The sequence below is a fragment of the Streptomyces sp. NPDC031554 genome (assembly GCF_055580685.1).
On record NZ_JBVIKX010000021.1, the window covers coordinates 86,168 to 107,976 of the forward strand.

A 21,809-nucleotide genomic window follows, 5' to 3' on the forward strand; every position below is an offset into this window, starting at 1 on the left:
GCAGGGGGTGTCACAGCAGCCGCCGGATGTCGCCGCGGACCCGGTAGAAGCCGCCCGCCGCGGTGTGCAGGGCGTCCACGACGTAGCGTGCTCCGGGCTCGCGTATCGCGCGCGGGAACTGGACGTTCCGTGCCCGGTCGTAGCCCTCGGACACCACGTGCACCCGGATGCGCCCCGCCTCGTTCACGCACTCCACGACGACCGATCCCGCCGGGGCCTGGGCGACGGTGGTCACCGCGGCCGCGGCCGTGGCCGGCTCGTAGGTCGGCAGGGCCGCGGCGAGCTTGACGTCCCGCACCGCCGGCACCGTGCCCTGCTGCGCCGCGGAGACGGCCGTGGCGCTCGCGTCCACGCACACCAGCGAACCGTCCGTGGTCACCAGGTACAGCCGCTCGTCGTGGTACTGCATCGACAGCGCGGAACCGCCGCCGGTGCCGAGCTTCCACAGCCGTGTGCCGTCCTGGTCGAAGCAGTAGACGGACGAGGCCGCGTCGCCCGCGAAGACGAACCGCCCGCCGGGCGAGGTGGCGCACGAGTACACCGCGCCGTCGCACGCGTACGTGGCCTCGATCGTGCCGGTCCGCTTCGACAGCCGCTGGACCACCTTGTGGGCGGTGCCCGCGTACACGACGTCGTCCTCCTGCCAGCCGAACAGGACGCCGCCCCGGGTGGAGGTGTGCCACAGCTCCCCGCCGCCGTCCGGCGCGTAGGCCGTGACGCCCCGGTGGTGGCCGTGGTACACGGCCCGGTCGTCGGCGCGCACCATCCAGGCGTGTTCCCCCTGGCTGCGCCGGGACCACTGGTGCTCGTCCTCGTGGTCGATGACGGTGAGCCGGCCGTCGCGGTCGGAGACGTCCAGGACGCCCTCGTGGATGTCGAGCCAGAAGATGTCGACGTCCGCCGCGATGTCGTAGGCGGCGAAGGGCAGCTTGGAGGACAGGTCGTACACCTTGCCGTCGTCGCAGCCGGCGTAGATCCAGAAGTCGTCGGCCACCAGGCACTTCACGCCGTCCGGCAGGCTGAAGCGGGCCAGCGTGTTGCCGTCGTGGTCCAGGGTGTACACGTCGCCCGCCTGGTTGCCGACCCAGCAGCGCTCACCGTCGACGTGGATGCCGAACGCCGAGGAACCGGTGGCGAACCGCCACAGCACGGGGGCGACGGCGCGCGCGGTGGACGGGGCCGAGGCCACCTGACGCCGGGTCACCGAACGCGGGGCGCGCTGTCCCCGAACGGCCGGGGCGTATCCCCTGCGGACCTTCTCGCCGACCTTCTTCGCGGCTGCGGCGCGCGCTTTCTCCACCGTGGGGAACGTCGTCGTCTGGGTCTGTCCACCGGCGCCGATCCGCCCGTAGCGCACCGTCACCACCTGTCCGTCGACGGTCACTTCGTAGAACTTGTGCGCACCGTCACCCTCCTGCGACAACTCCAGATACGTCGTCGACCCCGCGGACCCGGCAGACATGGCACACCCCTCCCCACAGTGGACCCGTGGCCTTTCCAGCGGGCCCCACTGCTCACACCGTAGGGGGAGCCACTGACAATCGGCCCGCGCCGGGACCCCGGCAGGCGCTCGGAACTCGCTTGACTCCCGCTGTTCCGCCGTGGGTCACTCTCCACGCCGTACACACGCCTACCGACGAAATGGCGGTTCCGTGGACATCGTCGACCTCGCCGCACTGGGTGAGTCCTTCACCCGCGATCCCTATCCCGTCTACGCCGGCTTACGGGCCCGGGGTGCGGTGCACCGCATCCGGATGCCCGAGGGCGGCGCGGAGGCCTGGCTCGTCGTCGGGTACGAGGCCGGGCGCGCCGCCCTCGCCGACCCCTCGCTCTCGAAGGACTGGAGCAAGGCCTCCCCCTCCCTGCCGCTGGGCGCCATCTCCTCCGGCCCGCACATGCTCAGGGCCGACCCGCCGGACCACACGCGGCTGCGCAAACTGGTCGCCCGGGAGTTCACCGCCCGCCGGGTGGAGGAACTCGCTCCGGGCATCCGGAGGACCACCGACGCGCTGCTGGACCGGATGCTCGCCGCCCCCGACGGACGCGCCGACCTCGTCGAGGCGCTGTCCTTCCCGCTGCCGATGTCCGTGATCTGCGAACTGCTCGGCGTACCGGGCCTGGACCGCGAGTCCTTCAGGACCTGGTCGAACGACGCCCTGGGCGCCACCGATCCCGAGGAGCGCAAGGCGGCGGCGACCGCGATGGCGCGGTACATGGCGGAGCTGGTGGAGGACAAGCGGAAGCAGCCCGGCGAGGACCTCATGAGCGCCCTGATCCACGGCTGCGACGAGGACGGGGACCGGCTGTCCCACGAGGAACTCCTGGGCATGGCCTGGCTCCTGCTCGTGGCCGGTCACGAGACCACGGTGAACCTCATCTCCAACGGCGTCCTCGCCCTGCTCACCCACCCGCGGCAACTGGCCGCCCTGCGCGCGGACCTCTCCTCGATCGACGCCGCCGTCGAGGAGATGCTGCGCTACGAGGGTCCCGTGGAGACGCCCACGTTCCGCTTCACCACCGGGCCGGTGACGATCGGCGACACGGTCGTCCCGGGCGGCGGCGAACTCGTCCTGATCGCCATGGCCGACGCCGACCGCGATCCGGCCCGCTTCCCCTCACCCGACCGCTTCGACATCTCCCGCGACGCCCGCGGCCACGTGGCGTTCGGCCACGGCATCCACCACTGCCTCGGGGCTCCGCTGGCCCGCCTGGAAGCGCGGATCGCCATCAGGTCGCTGCTGGAACGCTGCCCCGACCTGGCCCTGGACATCCATCCGGCGGCGATCGTCTGGCGGCCGGGGATGATGATCCGCGGCCCGCGCAGTCTGCCGGTGCGTTTCACCGGGTGACCGACGGCACGGGCCGCGGAAGCGGCTTCGGCCGGCACTCCGACGGCACGTACGGCGACCGGCACGGCGACCGGCACGGCGACCGGTACGGTGCCCCGTCCCGTCCTCGCACGGCGGGACGGGGCAGGGCGGGGCCGAGCGGAGCGGGAACGGTCAGCGGTCCTGGGAGAGTTCGAGGAGTTCGGCGAAGGTTCCGCCGGCGTGGACGAGGTCGTCGTACCGGCCCTGTTCGGTGATCCGGCCGTGCTCCATCACGACGATGTGGTCGGCGATCCTGGTGTTCTCCAGACGGTGGGTGACCACGATGGTGATGCGGTCGGCGGCGACGGCCTTGATCTGTTCGAAGACCCGGTGCTCGCCGCGCGGGTCCATCTGGGAGGTCGGCTCGTCCAGGATCAGCAGCCCCGGGCGCCGGTACAGGGCCCGGGCGCACGCCACGCGCTGCCACTGGCCGCCGGAGAGTTCGGAGCCGCCGAAGACGTCCCGGGAGAGCAGGGTGTCCAGGCCCGCGGGGAGGTCGTCGACGGCTTCGCGCAGGCCGACCGCGTCGATGGCCTCCCAGACGGGCGCGTCGTCGTGGGTGCGGGGCTGGCCGAGGGTGACGTTCTCGCGGACCGGCATCGGCCACTGGGCGAAGATCTGCGGCACCAGACCGGTGTGGGCCCACACGCCGGCCGGATCCATCCCGGCGAGATCGGCGCCGTTCCAGGTGACCCGGCCCTTGTCCGGCAGGTAGACGCCCGTGAGCAGGCGGGTGAGCGTGGACTTTCCCGAGCCGTTCGCTCCGACGATCGCGAGGATCTGACCGCGCTCCAGGGTGAGGGAGACGCCGTCGACGGCGGGCTTGTCCTTGCCCGGGTACTGGTAGACGACTTCCTCGAGCCGGATCTGCTCGGTCGGCGCGCGGTGCTCGCCGGGGCCGCGCTTCGGGGTGCGGGCCGCGGCGTCGTCGAGGAAGGCCTGCATGTCGCTCAGGTAGAGACTGGTGTGGAAGACCGCGGCTCCGTTGAGGACGACCTGGGAGAGCGCGGCGAGCGTGGTCTGCACGGCGATGACGGCCGTCGCGGCCACCGCGAGTTCGATCCGCCCCGAGACCGCCAGCCACGCGAGCGCCCCCCAGGTCGTGAGGAGGAAGACGCCGCCGGCCAGGGCGCTGAGCAGGGCGATCCGCAGGGTCCGCGGCGCGGCGGCCAGGGTGCGCCGGTCGCACCGGTCGGACAGGGCCCGGTACCAGTGGACGAGGTAGTCGGTCATCGAGTTGGCGCGGACCTCGTCGCCGTACTTCGACGTGGTCGCCCACCAGCGCATCATGCCGCGCACGTTGCGGTCGGCGACGTTGGCGTAGTGGATCTCGTAGTCGACCCGGGCGGTCAGGACCGCCCCCACGCCGGCCGGCAGCACGGCGAGCAGGAGCAGCGGCAGCATCAGGGGGTTCAACGCCGACAGCACACCACCGGCGGTGACCATCCGGATCAGCGCGGACAGGAACCGCTGGGCGTCGGCGACCATCACGTGGGTGCGCATCACCCCCATCTCGGCCGCCTCGTGCCGGTCCGAGAACCCCTCCTCCGCGTACGCGGCGGCCTCGACCCGGCAGACCGCCTCGACCAGAGCGCTGTCCGTCTCCGTCATCAGCCTGGGGGTGATCCTCCGCTCCGCGTACGTGGCCAGCGCCGCCGCGACGCGGCCCAGCGCGGCGGCGAACGCGACCACCAGCAGCGCCGGGACGGCTCCGTGCAGCCGGTCGCCGGCAGAGCCGTCGCCCAGGACGGGCCTCATGGCACGGGCGGTGGCGGCCAGCAGCACGGCGGCCGAGACTCCGGTGACCGCCTGGCAGCCGAGCAGGAGACGCACGGCCCGCCGGTCGGTGCGCCAGGACAGTCGTGCGATCCGGCCCAGGACGGCCGGTAGCTGCGCGCACATCCGCCGGAAGGAGACCTCGGCGAGTGGATTGACGGAGTACTGCCCGCTGTAGGTGATCTCCGCCGGCGGTGGCGGAGGAGGCGCGGCGGCCTGCTGTTCGTTCCTGGCGGATGACGTCAAGGTCGTTCCTCCTCAGCGGTTCCCTGCCTGGTCGTGGAGCTCAACGAGCCGGCCCCGGTATCGAACGCATGTGTTTCGGCCGGGTCCGGAGCCTCCGGACGGAGCGCGCGTCGGAAGGTGGCGGATGCATCGACCCGCTCCCGGCAACGGGAGTGCGGGAAAAGCGAGTTGGCCGAAACGCCGACGGTGGTGTCTCCCGCGGCCCGCGCCGCCGGCCGGGCCAAACCCGTGTAACGGCACCGCCCGGCGACGTCGCTCACACCCGGCACAACCATTCGGCGCCGGCATGAGTCTTCGTCAGCAGCGATCACAGGGTGATCGCCCTGACGAGGAGACCATCATCACCGCCATCCGCAAGACCCTGACCGCCACCGCAGTCGTCGGCGCCGTCCTGGCGGGTTCGGCCGCCTGCGGCACCGTGGAGCAGCTCTCCGCCGGGAGGAAGCTCGACCGGGCCTTCGAGAAGCTCGGCGAGGAGAAGCAGATCTCCTTCGAGTTCGATCTCGACACCGACGCCCGGAGTCTGAAGGCGCTGGACGCCTCGTCGGACCCCGAGCCCGGTGAGGAGATGTCCGACGAGATAGCCGACCTGCTCAGTGGCGTGAAGATCAGTGTCACCGTGCGGTCGAGGAAGCCGATCGAGGAGTCCGGGGAGAAGGACTACGTCGGCATGGCGCTGAAGATCAGCGGCAAGGACGGCGACCTCACCGAGTACCGGGTCGTCGGCGACTACACCTACGTCCGCACCGACGCGGACACCCTCGGCAGGACGATGGGCTTCCCCGTGCCGTCGGTGAAGGACCTGCCCCCGGAGGCGAGCGGGCTCAAGAAGGTGCTCGAGGGCGAGTGGGTGAAGATCGACACCAAGGCGATGGAGAGGACCACCGCCGAGCTGGGGGCGGAGCCGGGTGCGGAACCCGCGCCGGATCCCACCCTCGACGCCGGGACGCAGAAGCGCCTGCTGGAAGCGCTGCGCAGCACCGTAGCCCGCGAGGTCGAGTTCAGGACGGCCGACGACGAGGACGGTTCCGAGCACATCACCGCCACGGCCCCGTTCCGCACGCTGATCACGAAGTTCCTCGGTGAGATCCGTCCGTTCGCGAAGAACTTGCCGCCGGGCATGGAGCTGCCCACGGACAAGGACCTCGCGGACGCCCCGGACGGCGAGGTCGCGGCGGACTTCACGCTCGAGAACGGCGAGCTGACGGAGGTCTCCGTGGACCTCGCCGAGCTGGCCGAGAACGCCGAGGTGAAGAAGCTGGGCCTGGTGGTGCGGATGAGCGAGGGCCGGACGCCCACGGCACCGGCCGGCGCCACCGAGCTGAGCATCGACGAGGTCCTGGGCGGGTTCGGCGCCGCGATGATGGACGAGGAGGCCTTCCTCGGGGACGAGGAGGCCTTCTTCGGGGACGAGGCGTAGGCACGCCTCGCGCCGGGCGGGCGGGGGCGCGTGGCGAACGCGCCCCCGCGTCTCGCGGTCGCACGCGTCGGGCGCCGCCGGGCCCGCCCCTCGGGCGGACGCCGCCGCTTTCGAGACGCCCTTCGGCCGGTCAGAACGGGGTCAGCGTCAGCCGGATGCCCGTGGGCGCGTTGTCCTGGATGTACGAGGCGAAGTCCGCCACGTCGTCGAAGGCGAAGCCGTACGCCTTGCCGTCCCGGGTCGCCGCGTGGACGGCCCTGGAGTAGTGGTTGGTCAGCTCGCCCAGGTAGAAGCGGGCCGGGTCGGTGTCCGGCTGCGTGGGGTTGTCGAGCAGCGTGGAGCGGTTGAAGCCGGCGCCCAGGACGGCCGCCACGGGACCGGTGGTGCCGTCGTTGGGCGCCGCGAGGTTGCCGTCGCAGAACAGCACGTCACGGGTGGAGGGCTTGCTGAAGGAGACCGACGCGGGACCGGTGAAGGTGAACCGCTCGCCGCGCACCCGGCCGGTGAAGGTGCCGGCATCGGTCTTCACGGTGAGGTCCCTGCCGGTGTAGGTGCTCCACACCGCGTCGATGTACGGGGCGAAGTAGTCCTTGGCGAACAGGCCCGCGTCCAGACCGTGCCCGGGGGCGATGATGCGGACGTCGTCCACGACGAGCGGTGCGAACGCCTCGACCTTCCTCACCGCGGCGAAGGCGGCGGCCCGGCCGCCCTCGCGCAGGGTGCCCGTGGTCTGCTTCTTGGCGCCGTCGAGCTCGATGGCCATCGGCACGCTGAACATGTCGACCATCGTGGTGTTGCAGAACATGCCGGAGGCGTTGTGGGTGAACTCGGCGCAGTCGTGCAGCACCGTGTAGTTGGGGTCGGACGTGACCCAGCCGGCCGGGTACTGCAGTGCCGCGTCGCCGTTGCCGTCCGCCACGGCCTTGAACCTCAGCTTCTGGCCGAGCGACACGTAGATGCGGCCGGACATGTACGGCAGGAGGAAGGTGGTGTCGCCGCTGCCGGACAGGGTGAGCGCGTAGTCGGTGAAGCCGTCCGCGCCGTTGTCGGAGAGGGCTATCGGCGCCAGGGTCCCGTCCTCGGTGACGCGGACCTGCTTGCCGTCCTGGTTGCCGACGATGTAGACGTGCACGTCGGTGTCGCCGAAGGCGCCGCTGTTGTTGGCGATGGTGAGCGGCAGCGCTCCGACGGCCTTCGTGTCGGCGCCGTCCGTCTGCCCGGCCAGGGCGTACGGGGCGACGGCGGCGGCGGCCGGCACGGCCACGGCCGCGCCGCCCAGGGCGAAGAGCATCTTGCGGCGGGTGAAGTTGCGCTGGTGACGGGGGCTCATGTGCTGTGTGCTCCTTGGTGCCGGTGGCTCGTGGGGGCCGAGAGGGGGGAGAAAGAGACCGGAGTGGTGCGGGGGGCAGGTCTGGGCCGGTTCAGCCCACGGTCCACTTCTGGTTGGCGCCGCCGCCGCACGACCAGATCTGCAGGCGGGTGCCGTCGGCGGCGGAGTTGCCGGTGGCGTCCAGACACTTGTCGGCGCCGGTGTTGGTCAGGTCGCGGGCCGAGGTGTACGTCCACTGCTGGGCCTTGGTGCCGTTGCAGCGGTACAGCTGCACGGGGGTGCCGTCCGCGGTCGCGCCGCCGCGCACGTCGAGGCACTTGCCGAAGGCCCGCACGGTGCCGTCCGTGCCCAGGGTCCACTTCTGGGCGTCGACGCCGTTGCAGTCGTGGAGCTGGATCGGGGCCTCGTCGACGCCGGCGGCCCCGACCACGTCCACGCACATGCCGCCGATGCCCTTGACGGCACCGGTCTTCGCCGTGCCGCCCGACCCGGAGCCGCCCGTCCCGGAGCCGCCGGACTCCGTGCCGTCCGAGGACGAGACGCGGACGTGGTCGACCGTCATGGTCTGCGGGAAGGCGGTGGCGGGATCGGGGCTGCCGGGCCAGTCGCCGCCGACCGCGAAGTTCAGGACGAGGAAGAAGGGGTGGTCGTAGACCCACTTGTTGCCGTTGACGTCGGCCGGGGTGCGGGTCTGGTAGTCCTGTCCGTCCACGGACCAAGTGATCCTGTCGGGGCTCCAGTCGACGGCGAAGACGTGGAAGTCGTCCGCGAAGGCCTGGCCGTTCGGCAGGGTGTACGCCGCGCCGATGCCGCCCGAGCCGGAGTAGCCGGGCCCGTGCACCGTCCCGTGGACCCTGCCGGGCTCGGAGCCGACGTTCTCCATGATGTCGATCTCGCCGCTGGTGGGCCAGCCCGCGCTACCCAGGTCGTCGCCGAGCATCCAGAACGCCGGCCACACGCCCTGGCCGCGCGGCACCTTGATGCGCGCCTCGAAGTGCCCGTACGCCCGGGTGAAGGTCTGGGCGGTGTTGAGGCGGGCCGAGGTGTAGCGGCACGTGCCGTACCAGCACTGCAGGCCGGAGTCGCCGTTCTCGCGCGCAGTGATCACCAGGTGGCCGGCGCCGTCGAGCACGGCGTTCTGCGTGCCGCGCGTGTAGTACTGCAGCTCGTGGTTGCCGTTGCCCGAACCGCCCGTCTCCAGCGTCCACTTCGAGGCGTCGGGCGCACTGCCGGCGGCGCCGTCGAATTCGTCGGACCAGGTCGTCGCGGCGGGTGCGGCGTCGGCGCGGTCGGTCGCGGGGCCCGTCGTGGTGAGAAGGACGGCGGTGACGAGAGCGGCCGTGACCAGCAGCACCAGTCCGCCGAGCGACCACCGCCGTGCGCGATGAGCAGCCATGGCTGAACACACCTTGTCTGTGAGGGATTCCACCGGGAGAGAGCTGATGAGAGCGCTCTCACACCGCGTCGGTTCCACGGATGGACCCCGATGCTACGGACGGCCGTTGCCTGCGACAACTTCTCCTTCCGTTGCCCAAAACCCTCTGACCTGCGGTTACTTCGATTCCTGAGGGATGACCACGATCACTTAAGAGCCGTTTAAGGCGCACTTAAGCGGAAGCCCGCATTCGGACGTCCGCTTCAGCCGGACATGAGCGGACGGGGACCGCGCGTCGGCCGGCCGAGGCGGCTTCGACCGAGCGGGACGGTTCTCGGCCGGCAGGGAGGCGGGCCGGGGCCGACAGGGAGGCGGCGGGCCGGGCAGGGCCCGCGGCGGCGGCCCCCGGTGCGCGGCGGGTGCCGCATCGCCGTGGGCGTGGATCGCGTCGACGGTCCCGCTCGGGCTCACGCACCGGATGTACGACGTGCGGCGTGCCGCACGAGTGCGGCACGCCGTCGGGGCTCGGAAGCAGGGTGAACGTCATGCGCGCCCCGGCGTCACGGACCGGTCGTCCTGACGGGTGCGCCGCCGTGCCCGTGGTGTCGGCCGCCGAGCCCGGCGTCGAGTGTCTCCTGAACCGGAGGGTCGCCGCCCTCACGGCGGCGACCCGGGAGCACCGGCGATGTCCTCGTGGAGCGGCAGGGAAAGCCGTGACGCAGGTCTTCGCCGATTCACCCTTTGGTCCGGGAAGGTCCCGTCAGGTGCGGGTCCAGCGCTGGTTGCTGCCGTTGGAGCAGGAGTAGAGCTGGATCAGGGTGCCGTTGGCGGTGCCGCTCGCGGCGGCGTCGAGGCAGAGGCCGGACTGGACGCCGACGATGGATCCGTCGGAGTTGAGGCGCCACTTCTGGTTGTCGCCGCCCCAGCAGCTGTAGATCTGGACCTTGGTGCCGTTGCCGGTGCCGCCGGCGTCCAGGCACTTGTTGCCGTAGACCCTGAGCTCACCGGCGTCGGTGTACGTCCACTGCTGGTTGGTGGCGCTGTGGCAGTCCCACAGCTGGAGCTGGGTGCCGTCGGTGGTGCTGGAGTTGGGCACGTCCAGGCAGCGGCTCGAACCGACGCCCTTGATCTGTCCGGAACCCGTGGGGGGCGTGGGCGTGGTGGAGCCGCCGTTGAGCGCGTTGAGGACGGCGGTGTAGGCGGCCTTCTTGCTGCCGTCGCCGTTGAACAGCAGCGGCGTGTCCTGCGACCGCCAGGAGTCGGTGTCGCGCACGCCCCAGACCGTGATGCCGAGGCAGCGCGGGACGGCCAGGCAGTCGTTGGTCACGTTGGCGTAGGTCGTGGCCGAGGCGCCCTGGATGTCGAGTTCGGTGACGGCCACGTCGACGCCGAGGGCGGCGAAGTTCTGCAGGGTGGTGCGGAAGTTGCTGTTGTACGGGCTGCCGCTGTTGAAGTGCGACTGGAAGCCGACGCAGTCGATCGGCACGCCGCGCTGCTTGAAGTCCCGGACCATGGCGTACATCGCCTGGGTCTTCGCCCAGGTCCAGTTCTCGACGTTGTAGTCGTTGTAGCAGAGCTTGGCGGCCGGGTCGGCGGCGCGCGCGGTGCGGAAGGCGACCTCGATCCAGTCGTTGCCGGTGCGCTGCAGGTTGGAGTCGCGCCGGGCTCCCGAACTGCCGTCGGCGAAGGCCTCGTTCACGACGTCCCACTGGGCGATCTTGCCCTTGTAGTGGGCCATCACGCCGTTGATGTGGTCGATCATCGCCTGGCGCAGGGTGCTGCCGCCGAGGCTCTGCATCCAGCCGGGCTGCTGGGAGTGCCAGGCAAGGGTGTGGCCGCGCACCTGCTTGCCGTTCTGCACCGCCCAGTTGTAGACGCGGTCACCGGCGGTGAAGTTGAACTGGCCCCGCTGCGGTTCGGTGGCGTCGATCTTCATCTCGTTCTCGGCCGTCACCGAGTTGAACTCACGGGCCGCGATCGACGTGTACGCGGAGTCGCCCAGTTTGCCCGAGGCGATGGCGGTGCCGAAGTAGCGGCCGCTCTGCGCCGCCGCGGCGCCGAGCGTGTTCTCGGCGGCGTGTGCGGGCGGCGCGACCAGTGCGGCGGCCGCACCGAGGACAGCGACGACCAGTGCCAACAGCAGGCCGCGGAGCTTTTGGCGGATAGCGGGTCCGGGAAGGGCGTACGAGCCCATGAATGTGCCTCCAAGGTAGAAATCACGGAAGGACCGAAGCGCGGGGGAATGCGTCATCCACTCCTGCTCGACAGACGGACGGGGCGGGCCGGAACCCGGGCGGCGTGGAACCGCCGGGCGCCGTGTTCGTGGGACCTGGACGATCTCGACCGGCACGGGCAGGTGACCGGCCGGCCGTCGGGTGACGTACGGCGGGGGTGTTTCGGCACGGGCACGGGATACTCCCTCGCGGTTCAGCCGGGGCCGCCACGCGGCGTCGCGCACCTCTCCACATGCGCGAACAGCCGGGAGGCGCCGGTGCGGCCTCATCGGAACGAAACGGGGTGGCGCGGGTGCTTCACAGCGTGGATCTGTCGTGCGGCACAACTGCCCAGGGCGACGCGGTTCGGCATGTCGAACCGCGGTCGATCGTCCAGGGACGGATGATTGAGGAATTGACGGCGGGTCGTCAATACTCATCACAAAGAAAGTTTCTGAAGCATCTTCGAATCTTTCGAAATCGCGGTGAACGCCAGATCTCGCCTGCTCAACTCCGCTGCCCTGCGCGGATCTCCGAACCACCGGGTCCTGTCGCGGACTTCCGGGATGCCGGGAGGAACCGTTTGTGGACAGATCAGCGAAGGACCTTGACCAAAGGGCTCCGCATTCCTAGCTTGTGGCGTCAAAGGTTCGGAGAGATATCCGAAAGTTTCGACGCTGTTCCTCCCCCGGTACGACCGCTCCGCGGTCCATCGGCGCCACCTCACCCCGCCCCAAGGAGGCCTTCTGATGTGGTTTCGCCGCTCGTCCCCGGTCCGTCCGAGACGCCTGCTCGCGGTCCTCTCGCCCTTGCTGCTCGTGGCCGTCTTCCTCGGTGCCCAGCCCGCCGACGCGGCGACCGTGGACCCCGACGCCTCGTACGTGCTGATCAACCGCAACAGCGGAAAAGCCCTGGACGTCTACAACATGGCGACCGAAGACGGTGCCCGCATCACCCAGTGGACCAGGAACGATCAGAACCAGCAGCAGTGGCAGTTCGTCGATTCCGGGGGTGGCTACTACCGCATCAAGTCCCGCCACTCGGGCAAGGTGCTGGACGTCCACAACTGGTCCACCGCGAACGGCGGCTCGATCGTCCAGTGGACCGACCTGAACAGCACCAACCAGCAGTGGCGGCTGGTCGACGGCCCGGACGGCTACGTGAGGCTCGTCTCGCGCCACAGCAACAAGGCCCTCGAGGTGCAAGGCGCCTCCACCGCCGACAACGCGAACGTCGTCCAGTACGACGACTGGGGCGGCACCAACCAACAGTGGCAGCTCGTCAAGGCCGGCACCGACAGTCCCGGGCCGTGCGGGCTTCCGTCGACGTACCGCTGGACGTCGACGGGCGCGCTGGCGCAGCCCAAGCAGGGCTGGGTCTCGCTCAAGGACTTCACCGTCGCCCCCTACAACGGCAGGCAACTCGTCTACGCGACGACGCACGACACGGGGACGCGTTGGGGTTCGATGAACTTCGGCCTGTTCACCAACTGGTCGGAGATGGCCTCGGCCGGCCAGAACACGATGTCGACCTCCGCCGTCGCACCCACGCTCTTCTACTTCGCGCCGAAGAACATCTGGGTGCTCGCCTACCAGTGGGGCGGGACCGCCTTCTCCTACCGGACGTCGAGCGACCCCACCAATCCGAACGGCTGGTCGTCCCAGCAGGTGCTCTTCTCCGGAAGCATCTCCGGCTCCGGAACAGGACCCATCGACCAGACGCTCATCGGCGACGGGACGAACATGTACCTGTTCTTCGCCGGTGACAACGGCAAGATCTACCGGGCCGGTATGCCGATCGGGAACTTCCCGGGCAGCTTCGGCACGACCTCGACCGTGGTCATGAGCGACACGACGAACAACCTGTTCGAAGCGCCGCAGGTCTACAAGCTGCAGGGCCAGAACCGCTATCTCATGATCGTCGAGGCGATCGGGGCGCAGGGCCACCGCTACTTCCGCTCGTTCACGGCCACCAGTCTGAACGGCTCGTGGACGCCCCAGGCCGCGACCGAGAACAATCCCTTCGCCGGCAAGGTGAACAGCGGCGCCACCTGGACCAACGACATCAGCCACGGCGAACTGATCCGCAGTGGCCCCGATCAGACCATGACCGTCGACCCCTGCAACCTGCAGTTGCTCTACCAGGGGCGCAGCCCCAGCTCAGGCGGCGACTACGGCCTCCTGCCCTACCGTCCGGGTCTGCTGACACTGCAGCGCTGACGGCGTGACACGGGGTCCGGCTCCGGTGGAGAGCCGGCACGGCGGGCTCGGCGGAAAGCCGAGCCCGCCCGGGTCGTGGGGCAACGGCCGGCTCCCTCACGGTGACGGAGCCGAAGCCGTGCCACGCTCACCCGTCCGGGCGCCGCCCCGCAGCCGGCTCCTGCGCGGCTCCCGGCGGATCACACGGTCGAGGTGTCCGGGCGCACCGAAGGCCGTGTCGGCACCGGCCCGGTGTCCCCCGCGCGCTGCCACGAGTCATCCGGACGCCACTGTCCCGCGTTCCACGACGAACTTCCGGATCTCCTCGACGACCTGCTGCGCGCAGGAGTTGAGGTAGAAATGACCGCCGTCGAAGGCACGCACCTCGGTGTCCCCCGTGGTGTGCTCCGCCCACGAGCGAGCCTCGTCCTCGGTGACCTTCGGGTCGTCCTTCCCGAACATGACCACCACGGGGCAGCTCACGCGACGTCCTTGCCGCGGACGGTAGGTCTCAGCGGCGCGATAGTCGCTGCGCAGTGCGGGAAGGACCATCCGCAGGATCTCCTCGTTCTCCAGGACGGCGGGATCCACACCTCCGAGGTTTCGCAGTTCCGTGAGGAACTCCTTGTCGTCGGCCTGGTGCACACGCTCGTCCCGCCACCGCGAGGGCGCCCTGCGTCCGGAGGCGAAGAGGCCGAGCAGTGTCGTCCCGCCGGCTTCCAGTCGCAGAGCCACCTCGTACGCCAGCGAGGCACCCATGCTGTGTCCGAAGAACGTCAAGGGCCGGTCGGCCCAGGGCTCGATCTCCCTCGCGACGAGGTCCGCCATCTGCTCGACATCGCCTATGAGGGGTTCCGCATGGCGGTCCTGGCGCCCCGGATACTGCACTGCCACGACGTCGATCCCGGGCGACAGAGCGCGTGAGACGGGGTGGTAGAACGTCGCGGAGCCACCGGCGTGCGGAAAGCAGACCAGACGCGTCGGTGCGGCCGGTGCGGGATGGTAACGCCTGATCCATTCGTCCGAGTTCCTCGCCGTCATCAGGCGTGTCCCTTCTGTTCGTCTCCGGTCGGCCGGAAAGGCATCACGTCGCTCCTCTGAGAATGACCGTCAAATTTCCCTGTTCGACAGGGTGAGCCCTTCGCGCACTCTCCGCACGCAAAAGTGCCGAGCACAGCTCCGACCGGCATTCCGCTGGTGAACAAAAGCATCAGGGAGTACAAATCGATCCAGCCGGAGAACGACCGGCGCCTTCGGCTGTGCCCGTCCGCCCGGGCGGCTGCCGGGCGGACGGGCACAGCTGGGAAAGGCGTGTCAGACCGTTGTGACCACTTGGTCGTAGGCCAGGCGGGGAGCACGGTCGAACCACGCGTTCTCACCCGGATTGCCCATGTTGACCACGGCGAGAACCGAGTGCTCACCGTCGGGGAAGAGCTCCCCGTTGATGCCATCGGCATCGAACCCGGTCATGGGACCGGCAGCCAGACCCGCCGCCCGAATGCCGAGAATGAAATAGCCCACCTGCAGGGAGGCGTTGAACTTCGCGGACTGCTCCCGCACACCCCGGTCGGAGAACATTACGTCCTTGGCCTGGGGGAAATACGGAAACTGCTCCGGAAGCTCTTCGTGGAACTCGTTGTCCGCGGCGAGAATCGCGACCAGTGGAGCCGCCTCCGCCTTCTTGTCGTTCCCTTCGGCGAGGTGCCGGACCAGGCGCCCGCGAGCCTCGTCCGAGCGGACCAGGAGGATACGGAGCGGCTGCTGGTTCAGCGAGGTGGGAGCGTACTTGACCAGGTCGTAGATGGCCTGGACCTGCTCGTCGGTCACCGGTTCGTCGGTGAACGTATTGGCGGTGCGGGCCTCACGGAAGAGCAGGTCCTGCGCCTTGGGGTCGAGCACGAGAGTCATGGAGGGATTCTTTCTGAACGAATGGACAGGTCGATCCACGGACGAACCCGACGAGTCTCTTCTGCAGGAGTGGAAGCATGTTCGACATTACTTCACCGAACCGTCACGGAGTGGCGAATCCATTACCCTCGGACCACTTTCGGCCAATTCGTCGACGTGCGAGAAATGGACCTGTGGTTCAGGTGACGAAGATCAGATCTTCTTGGCCACGTAATGCCGGTAGCTGTCCACCGGCGGCATGAACTGCGACGGCAGTACGCCCATCTTCTTCAGCAGCCTGGTGGAGCCGCTGTCGGTGTAGCCGGCGAAGGAACCGCCCACCGCCTCCGGGCCGACCCGTTTGGCCATGTGTCGCTGGACGGCACCGACCCGCTGCTCCCGCAGCGCCTTGTGGAAGGAGCCCTCGGGGGCCAGTCGCCCGTGGATCGCGGCCCGTACCTGGGGCGAGATGTCACGGTCGAGCACCCACTCCAGGCCGAGGTCCTTTCCTTGGAGCTCCGTCAGGAAGGCGTGACGCCGGGTGGTGTAGAGGTCGACGTGGGTGAAGTAGCCGCCCGGCTTGAGCACGCGCGCCACCTCCGTCAGGAACTTCTCCAGACTCGGGTAGTTGTGCGCGCTCTCGATGTTGACGAGTACGTCGACCTCGCCGTCCTCGAACGGCAGGTTCTCCGCGTCCCCCTGGACGTAGCGCAGGCCCTTGCGGGACAGCGAGGCGTTCGCGCGCTTGACCGCCTGGTCCGACAGGTCGAGGCCGACCATGCTCTGTGCGTCGACGACGCGGGAGAGGAAGTTCAGGCCTTCGCCCAGACCGCAGCCGACCTCGAGGACGAACTTGTCCGCGTAGTCGTCCAGGTCGAGCGGCACCTCCCGGAGCGCGGCGAAGTAGAGCTCCTCGGAGAAGCCGTCCGTGTCGTAGTCGAGGAAGCCGGGGATGCGGGCACTGATCTCCTTGGCGACCTGATCGTCGTGGTAGCCCCAGTTCCACAGGATGCCCTTCTTCGACATCCGGGCCTGCAGGTCGTAGCTGGTGGAGATGTTCTTCTTGTGCGTGCCCTCCTTGGCGCTCTGACCACCTTGGTCGTCGGTCAGATTGATCTCGTTGACGCTCGTGAACAGGCCGTACATGTCTTCGCGTGCACCCATGTGTGCGTTCCTCTCCGATGGTGCTTGTTGAAAAAAGCGGGAACTGCTCCGGGGCCGGCGCTCCTCAGCCGACGGCCGGTACCGACGCTCCGAGTCGGTGGGCGAGTTGGTCCACCAGGGCGCCCAACTCCTCGATCCCGTGGGCCGCGCCGAAGACGGTGAAGTCGGGGCGCACCAGAACGGCCGTCGCGTCGTGCCGGGCCAGGTACGGCAGGTAGCGGTCCTCGATGTCGAGAACGGAGCCGGGGGCAGGCGTCGCTGACTGCGTGCCCGCGGGGAGGACCTGTGCGTAGCGCGTGCCGAGACCGTCGAGGAAGGCACGCCGCCGATCGTCGAGCAGCTCCGCGGGATCGCCGGCGGCGAGCAGTACGAAGCCCAGGCCGACGATCTCGTCGAACAGCCCCTCTCCTTCGGCGCCTGCCACTGTGGCCTGGGGGAACAGGGTGCCGGCGGGCCGCAGCGGGGTGTCGTCGCCGGCCTGCCCGAGCAGGCCTTCGTCCAGGGGGATCGCGGTCGACATGGGCAGCGAGGCGGCGCCCTCGCGAGCGCGGGCGGCCAGCATCATCGCGTCTCGGTCGGCGGCTGCCGCGGCATCGGTGACGCAGATGACCTTGCCGAGTCTGACGGACGTGGTGACGGCGTTCTGGACGTGCGCCCGGCGCTCGGCGGTGTAGGTGTCGAGCACGGAATCGTCGGCGAGGCCGCGCAGGACCAGGTCGAGTTTCCACGACAGGTTGGCCACGTCCCGAAAACCCGAGCACATGCCCTGCCCGGCGAAGGGCGGCATGAGGTGCGCGGCGTCCCCCGCGATCATCAGCCGGCCTTTGCGCCACTCCCCCGCCCAGCGGGCCTGGAAGGTGTATACGGCGTGTCGTTCGAGCGTCGCGTTGTCCGGACGGACGGAGAACATCTCCAGCATGCGCCACAGGGTGTCGTCGCGCCGGAGCTCCCCGAGGTTCTCTCCCGGTAACCGCATGAACTCGAAGCGGCGGTGCCCCGGACCGGCCGACACGGCGGTCCGGGGCCGCCGCGGGTCGCAGATCTGCAGGTTGTTGGGACGGAACTCGCGCGGTTCGTGCAGTACGACGTCGCAGATCAGCCAGTCGTAGAAGAACCCGAGGTCGGTGAGCGAGCTCTCCATGGCCTCCCGGACGAAGCTGTTGGCCCCGTCGCACCCGACGACGTATCGCGCGGTGAAGGCGTGTTCCTGTTCGTCGTCGTCCTCGGAGATCACCTCGACCAGGTCACCTCGGTCGTCGATCTCGACGACTTCTCGGCCTCGGACGACCCGGAGGTTCGGGAAATCGGTGCCCCGCTCGATGAGGGTGGCCTCGAGTCCGGGTTGGTACATGGCTGTCGCCTGCGGCCAGCCGCAGTGGCCGTTCGCGGCGCTCTCCATGTGCAGCAGGGTGTCGCCGGCGGCGTTGCGCCAGGCGTAGTCCCGGGAGTTCTCACCGAACTCGTCGAGGAACGGCCCGATGCCGGCGGCCGCCAGGATGCGGGCGGCCTCGTCGTCGAAGCCGACGGCCCGCGGCATGGGGTACGGCTGTGACCAGCGTTCCACGACCGTGACCCGCCAGCCGTGTCGGGCAAGCAGGATGGCCAAGACCTGCCCCACCGGGCCGTAGCCGACGACGGCCACGTCCGTGTCGGTGACCGTGTCCGCCTCGGCCCCGGTGCCGGCCGTCCGTGTCTGTAGCGCCGTCTCCATCCGGTCCCCGCCTCAGCCGTTGCCCGTGCCGACGAGAATGTCCTTGACCACGCGCTCGAACTCGGCCTTGTCGATCAAGGTGCGGACCGTCTCGTGTCCGTCGTCCACCGTCAGCAGCCGCCTGCCGGTGAGCACCAGCTGTCCGTTGTCGGTGGCGCGGCCCCGCAGCACCGTCCCCGCGAACAGCGAGTCCTTCACGATGCGTTCGGCCGCGGAGTCGCGCGGACCGTCCCAGTCGGAGACGGAGCGGGCCGTCAGCTCGAACCGGTACACCGACCGCCAGTCCCCGGTGGCGGCCTTGCGTTCCAGTACGTGGTGGGTGCCGTCCGCCGTGAGCCGGTAGTCGCAGCCGAACTGGTGCTGCACCTCGTCGGTCATCCGCAGCGGCTCCAGGTACGACGGTCCGGCGAAGCCCACGTCGGCCAGCCAGGTCTCCCCGGCGAGCCGCACGGAGGCGAAGGTGTGCTCGAGATCCGGCCCGAACTCTCCGTTCGGCCAGCGTTGGGACGCGGCGAGGAGGCAGACGTCGTAACCGAGTTCGGTCAGGAGCCTGCGGAACAGGCCGCTCAGGTCGTGGCACACACCGCCCGCGCCCTCGACCACGATCGCCCGGAACGTGTCGTCGACGTCGATGTCGACGACGTTGCGGAAGCCGGTGAAACTCTTGATGAAGTGGCTGCTGTCATAGGGCAGCGACATGAGATGCCTCTTGTGCAGCAGACGGAGCGTCTCGACGTCGGGGGCGGGTGCCTCCGTGAAACCCAGACGACGCAGGTAGGTCTCGACCTCGAACATCCGGTTACTCTCCCTTCTCCGTGTGATCCCACTTGGCCAGCAGCTCACGCAGCCGCGAGACGGCCCGCGCGCGCGACGCGTCGTCGTGCAGTGCCGGGGTAAGCGCCGATTCCAGCTTGTCGATCTCCTCCGCGACCACCCGCGGAGTGACGGTGGGTTCGTTCTGGAACGCCTCCAGCATCAGCTCGGCGATCATGTCCACGGTGGGGAAGTCGAAGATCAGGCCCTGCGGCAGGTCGAGTCCCGACATCCGGTTGAGGCGGTTGCGCAGTTCGAGACCGGTCAGTGAGTCGAAGCCGATGTCGAGGAGGGCGATTCCCTCTTCGACCGCCGTTGAGCCGGTGGTGTGACCGAGCACCTGCCGGGCCTCCGCCAGCACCAGATCACCGAGTGTCGTCCGCCGCTCCGGCAGGGGCAGACGCGACAGCCGGGCTCGCAACGCCTCGCTGTCGTCCTCCGTCCTCCCGTCGTTGCCCGTGTCCCTGCCCCTGCCCCTGCCCCTGCCGGTGGCGACGGGCACGGTGGCCTCGGGCAGTTCCCGCAGCAACGGGCGTTCCCGGGCCGCCGTGTAGGCCGGTACGAACCGCGACCAGTCGATGCCCGCGACCACGAGGTGCCCTTCACCACGCGCCATCGCCCGGCCCAACGCCTCGACCGCGAGTTCGGGCCGCATCAGCTCGACGCCGACCGCCGCGAACTCCTCCGCCACGGTCTCGTCGACCATGCCGCCGCCGGCCCAGGCGCCCCAGGCCACAGCGGTCGCCGCCCGGCCCTCGGCGCGCCGGCGATGCGCGAGGCCTTCGACGAAGGCGTTGGCGGCGGCGTAACCGCTCTGTCCCGCGCCTCCCCAGACGGCGGCGCCGGAGGAGAACACCACGAAGGCGTCCAGCGGACGGTCGGCGAGCAGGGCGTCCAGATTTACGGCACCGGCAACTTTCGCCCGGCCCACCTCGGCGAACTCCGCGACGCTGCTGTCGGACAGCCGCCCGGGTTCCTGGGCGGCGCCCGCCGTGTGGAAGACGGCTGAGACCGGCAGGTCGGACGGGACCGTCCGGACGACCTCGTCGAGCGCGGAACGGTCGGTGACGTCACAGGCCGCGATGGTGACGCGGGCACCGAGCGCGGTCAGCTCCGCCTCCAGTGCGTCCGCGCCCTCGGCGGCCCGGCCGCGGCGGCTGAGCAGCAGCAGGTGCTCGGCACCCCGGCGGGCGGCCCAGCGCGCCACATGTGCGCCGATGCCACCGGTACCCCCGGTGACCAGGACCGTACCCCGTGGTGTCCAGGGCTCCCCGGACACCGTGTCACCGACGGCGGCGGACTCGGCACGGATCATCCGACGCGCGTACGCGCCCGTGTCCCGAATCGCCACCTGGTCCTCGCCGTGCTCTCCGCAGAGCACGGCGATCAGCCGGCGGAGAGCCGTCTCGTCCGGATCGGCGGCCACATCGGCGAGTCCGCCCCAGGACCGAGGATGGTCGAGGGCCAGTACGGTGCCGAGCCCCCAGACCATGGACTGCGTCGCGCTGCCCACCTCCCCGTCCGTCCGGACCGCGACGGCCCCGGAGGTCAGGCACCACAGCGGGGCGGTGACGTCCAGGTCCTCCAGCGACTGGACCAGGCAGACGGTGGCGGCCGTCCCCCGTGACAGAGTGGGGTGGTCGGCATCAGGCCGTTCGTCGAGGGACAGCAGGGACACCACCCCGACCGGTGTGGTCCTCTCCGCGTCCCCACTCGTACGGAGGAGCTCTGCCAGGTCCTCCCGACCCTCACCGTCCACGTCCACCCGTACGACGTGACCGCCGTGGGCGGTCAGCGCCCCCCGCACGGCCTCCGCCAGGGCATCGGCCTGCCCTGCGGGGACCAGCATCAGCCAGGTGCCGTCGGCGGCGCCCCCGGCCGGTACCGGTACGTCGGTCATCGGCCGCCAGTCGATCCGGTAACGCCAGCTGTCCATCACGGCCTCGTCCCTACGGTGGCGACGCCACGACGACAGTGCGGGCAGCACGCCGTCCAGGACGGAAGCGTCGAGGTGCAGGGACTCGGCCAGCGACTCCGTATCGCCGCTGTCCACGATGTCCCAGAAAGCCGCATCGACGGGGTCCGTCGTCGTCTCGGGAACAGCCGGCCCGTCGCCCTCGATCCAGTAGCGCTGGTGTTGGAAGGCGTAGGTGGGCAGGTCCACCCGGTGGGCGCCGGTCCCGGCGAAGACCTTCTCCCAGTCGACCTCGACACCCCGGGCGTGCAGCCGGCCAAGCGCCTGCATCAGGGCCCGGTCCTCGGGCACGTCCCGCCGCAGGGACGGCACGCAGTCCTGCGCGATCATCCCCGACAACACACCCTCCGGGCCCAGCTCCAAGAACGTGGCCACCTTCTGCTCCCGCAGGCTCTGGATGCCGTCGTGGAAGCGGACCGTGCCGCGCACGTGTTCCACCCAGTACTCCGGCGAACACAGCCGGCCCGCCTCCGCCAGTCGACCGGTCAGGTTCGACACCACCGGCACGCGCGGCTCGTGATACGTCAGTGCGGCCGCGACCCGGCGGAACTCCTCCAGCATCGGATCCATCAACGACGAATGGAACGCGTGCGAGACCCGCAGCCGCTTCACCCGACGATCAGGGAACCGGGCCACCACCCCCGTAACCGCCTCCTCCACACCGGAGAGCACGACAGAGGTGGGGCCGTTGACCGCCGCGACACTCACCCCCTCCACCAGCCAGGGTGCGACCTCGTCCTCCGCGGCCTCGACCGCGAACATCACCCCACCCGACGGCAACGCCTGCATCAACCGACCCCGCGCCACCACCAAAGCCGCCGCATCCTCCAA

The 21,809-nt window shown here is 69.9% G+C and carries 14 protein-coding genes; 3 read left to right on the plus strand and 11 right to left on the minus strand.

All coding sequences use genetic code 11. The annotated features are described in order from the left end of the window. Positions 1 to 10 precede the first annotated feature (10 nt). Positions 11 to 1,462, minus strand: coding sequence for a WGR domain-containing protein (locus ACZ5FU_RS34160; RefSeq protein WP_469047840.1), 1,452 nt, complete (start codon positions 1,460 to 1,462; stop codon positions 11 to 13). A gap of 190 nt (positions 1,463 to 1,652) precedes the next feature. Between ACZ5FU_RS34160 and ACZ5FU_RS34165 the strand changes: the two genes are divergently transcribed. Then, entirely contained in the window at positions 1,653 to 2,849 is a 1,197-nt protein-coding gene (locus ACZ5FU_RS34165; protein WP_451780109.1) for a cytochrome P450 family protein, read from the plus strand. 153 nt (positions 2,850 to 3,002) lie between these two features. Here ACZ5FU_RS34165 and ACZ5FU_RS34170 read toward each other — a convergent pair whose 3' ends face one another. Then, on the minus strand, positions 3,003 to 4,892 hold the full coding sequence (locus ACZ5FU_RS34170; protein ID WP_469047841.1) for an ABC transporter ATP-binding protein: 1,890 nt from the start codon (positions 4,890 to 4,892) through the stop codon (positions 3,003 to 3,005). Positions 4,893 to 5,178: 286 nt separating this feature from the next. Here ACZ5FU_RS34170 and ACZ5FU_RS34175 point away from each other — a divergent pair, with 286 nt between their 5' ends. Further along, a complete protein-coding gene (locus tag ACZ5FU_RS34175) occupies positions 5,179 to 6,312 on the plus strand; it encodes a hypothetical protein (RefSeq protein ID WP_469047842.1) in 1,134 nt (377 codons plus the stop codon). Positions 6,313 to 6,442: 130 nt separating this feature from the next. On the opposite strand, the gene ACZ5FU_RS34180 is transcribed toward ACZ5FU_RS34175, so the two are convergent. The 3 genes from ACZ5FU_RS34180 to ACZ5FU_RS34190 all read right to left on the minus strand — a co-directional run bounded on the left by ACZ5FU_RS34180 (position 6,443) and on the right by ACZ5FU_RS34190 (position 11,211). Continuing rightward, positions 6,443 to 7,642, minus strand: coding sequence for a beta-1,3-glucanase family protein (locus ACZ5FU_RS34180; RefSeq protein WP_469047843.1), 1,200 nt, complete (start codon positions 7,640 to 7,642; stop codon positions 6,443 to 6,445). A 91-nt stretch (positions 7,643 to 7,733) separates the two neighbouring features. Next, entirely contained in the window at positions 7,734 to 9,038 is a 1,305-nt protein-coding gene (locus ACZ5FU_RS34185; RefSeq protein WP_468839254.1) for a family 16 glycosylhydrolase, read from the minus strand. A gap of 739 nt (positions 9,039 to 9,777) precedes the next feature. Next, the gene (locus ACZ5FU_RS34190; RefSeq protein WP_451530460.1) at positions 9,778 to 11,211 is read right to left on the minus strand and encodes an endo-1,4-beta-xylanase; all 1,434 of its coding nucleotides are present in this window, start codon (positions 11,209 to 11,211) and stop codon (positions 9,778 to 9,780) included. A 768-nt stretch (positions 11,212 to 11,979) separates the two neighbouring features. Here ACZ5FU_RS34190 and ACZ5FU_RS34195 point away from each other — a divergent pair. Then, on the plus strand, positions 11,980 to 13,449 hold the full coding sequence (locus ACZ5FU_RS34195; protein WP_451530461.1) for a non-reducing end alpha-L-arabinofuranosidase family hydrolase: 1,470 nt from the start codon (positions 11,980 to 11,982) through the stop codon (positions 13,447 to 13,449). A 255-nt stretch (positions 13,450 to 13,704) separates the two neighbouring features. Here ACZ5FU_RS34195 and ACZ5FU_RS34200 read toward each other — a convergent pair whose 3' ends face one another. The 6 genes from ACZ5FU_RS34200 to ACZ5FU_RS34225 all read right to left on the minus strand — a co-directional run. Then, entirely contained in the window at positions 13,705 to 14,469 is a 765-nt protein-coding gene (locus tag ACZ5FU_RS34200; RefSeq protein WP_451530462.1) for a thioesterase II family protein, read from the minus strand. Positions 14,470 to 14,742: 273 nt separating this feature from the next. After that, a complete protein-coding gene (locus ACZ5FU_RS34205; RefSeq protein WP_468645913.1) occupies positions 14,743 to 15,336 on the minus strand; it encodes a malonic semialdehyde reductase in 594 nt (197 codons plus the stop codon). 192 nt (positions 15,337 to 15,528) lie between these two features. Further along, positions 15,529 to 16,479, minus strand: a complete 951-nt coding sequence (locus ACZ5FU_RS34210; protein ID WP_451780098.1) for a class I SAM-dependent methyltransferase — start codon at positions 16,477 to 16,479, stop codon at positions 15,529 to 15,531. A gap of 64 nt (positions 16,480 to 16,543) precedes the next feature. Beyond that, positions 16,544 to 18,190, minus strand: a complete 1,647-nt coding sequence (gene mhpA / locus ACZ5FU_RS34215; protein WP_468839250.1) for a bifunctional 3-(3-hydroxy-phenyl)propionate/3-hydroxycinnamic acid hydroxylase MhpA — start codon at positions 18,188 to 18,190, stop codon at positions 16,544 to 16,546. Positions 18,191 to 18,202: 12 nt separating this feature from the next. Continuing rightward, positions 18,203 to 18,985, minus strand: a complete 783-nt coding sequence (locus ACZ5FU_RS34220) for an arylamine N-acetyltransferase family protein (protein ID WP_451530466.1) — start codon at positions 18,983 to 18,985, stop codon at positions 18,203 to 18,205. 4 nt (positions 18,986 to 18,989) lie between these two features. After that, on the minus strand, positions 18,990 to 21,809 hold a 2,820-nt coding region (locus tag ACZ5FU_RS34225), incomplete at its 5' end, for an SDR family NAD(P)-dependent oxidoreductase (RefSeq protein WP_469047844.1).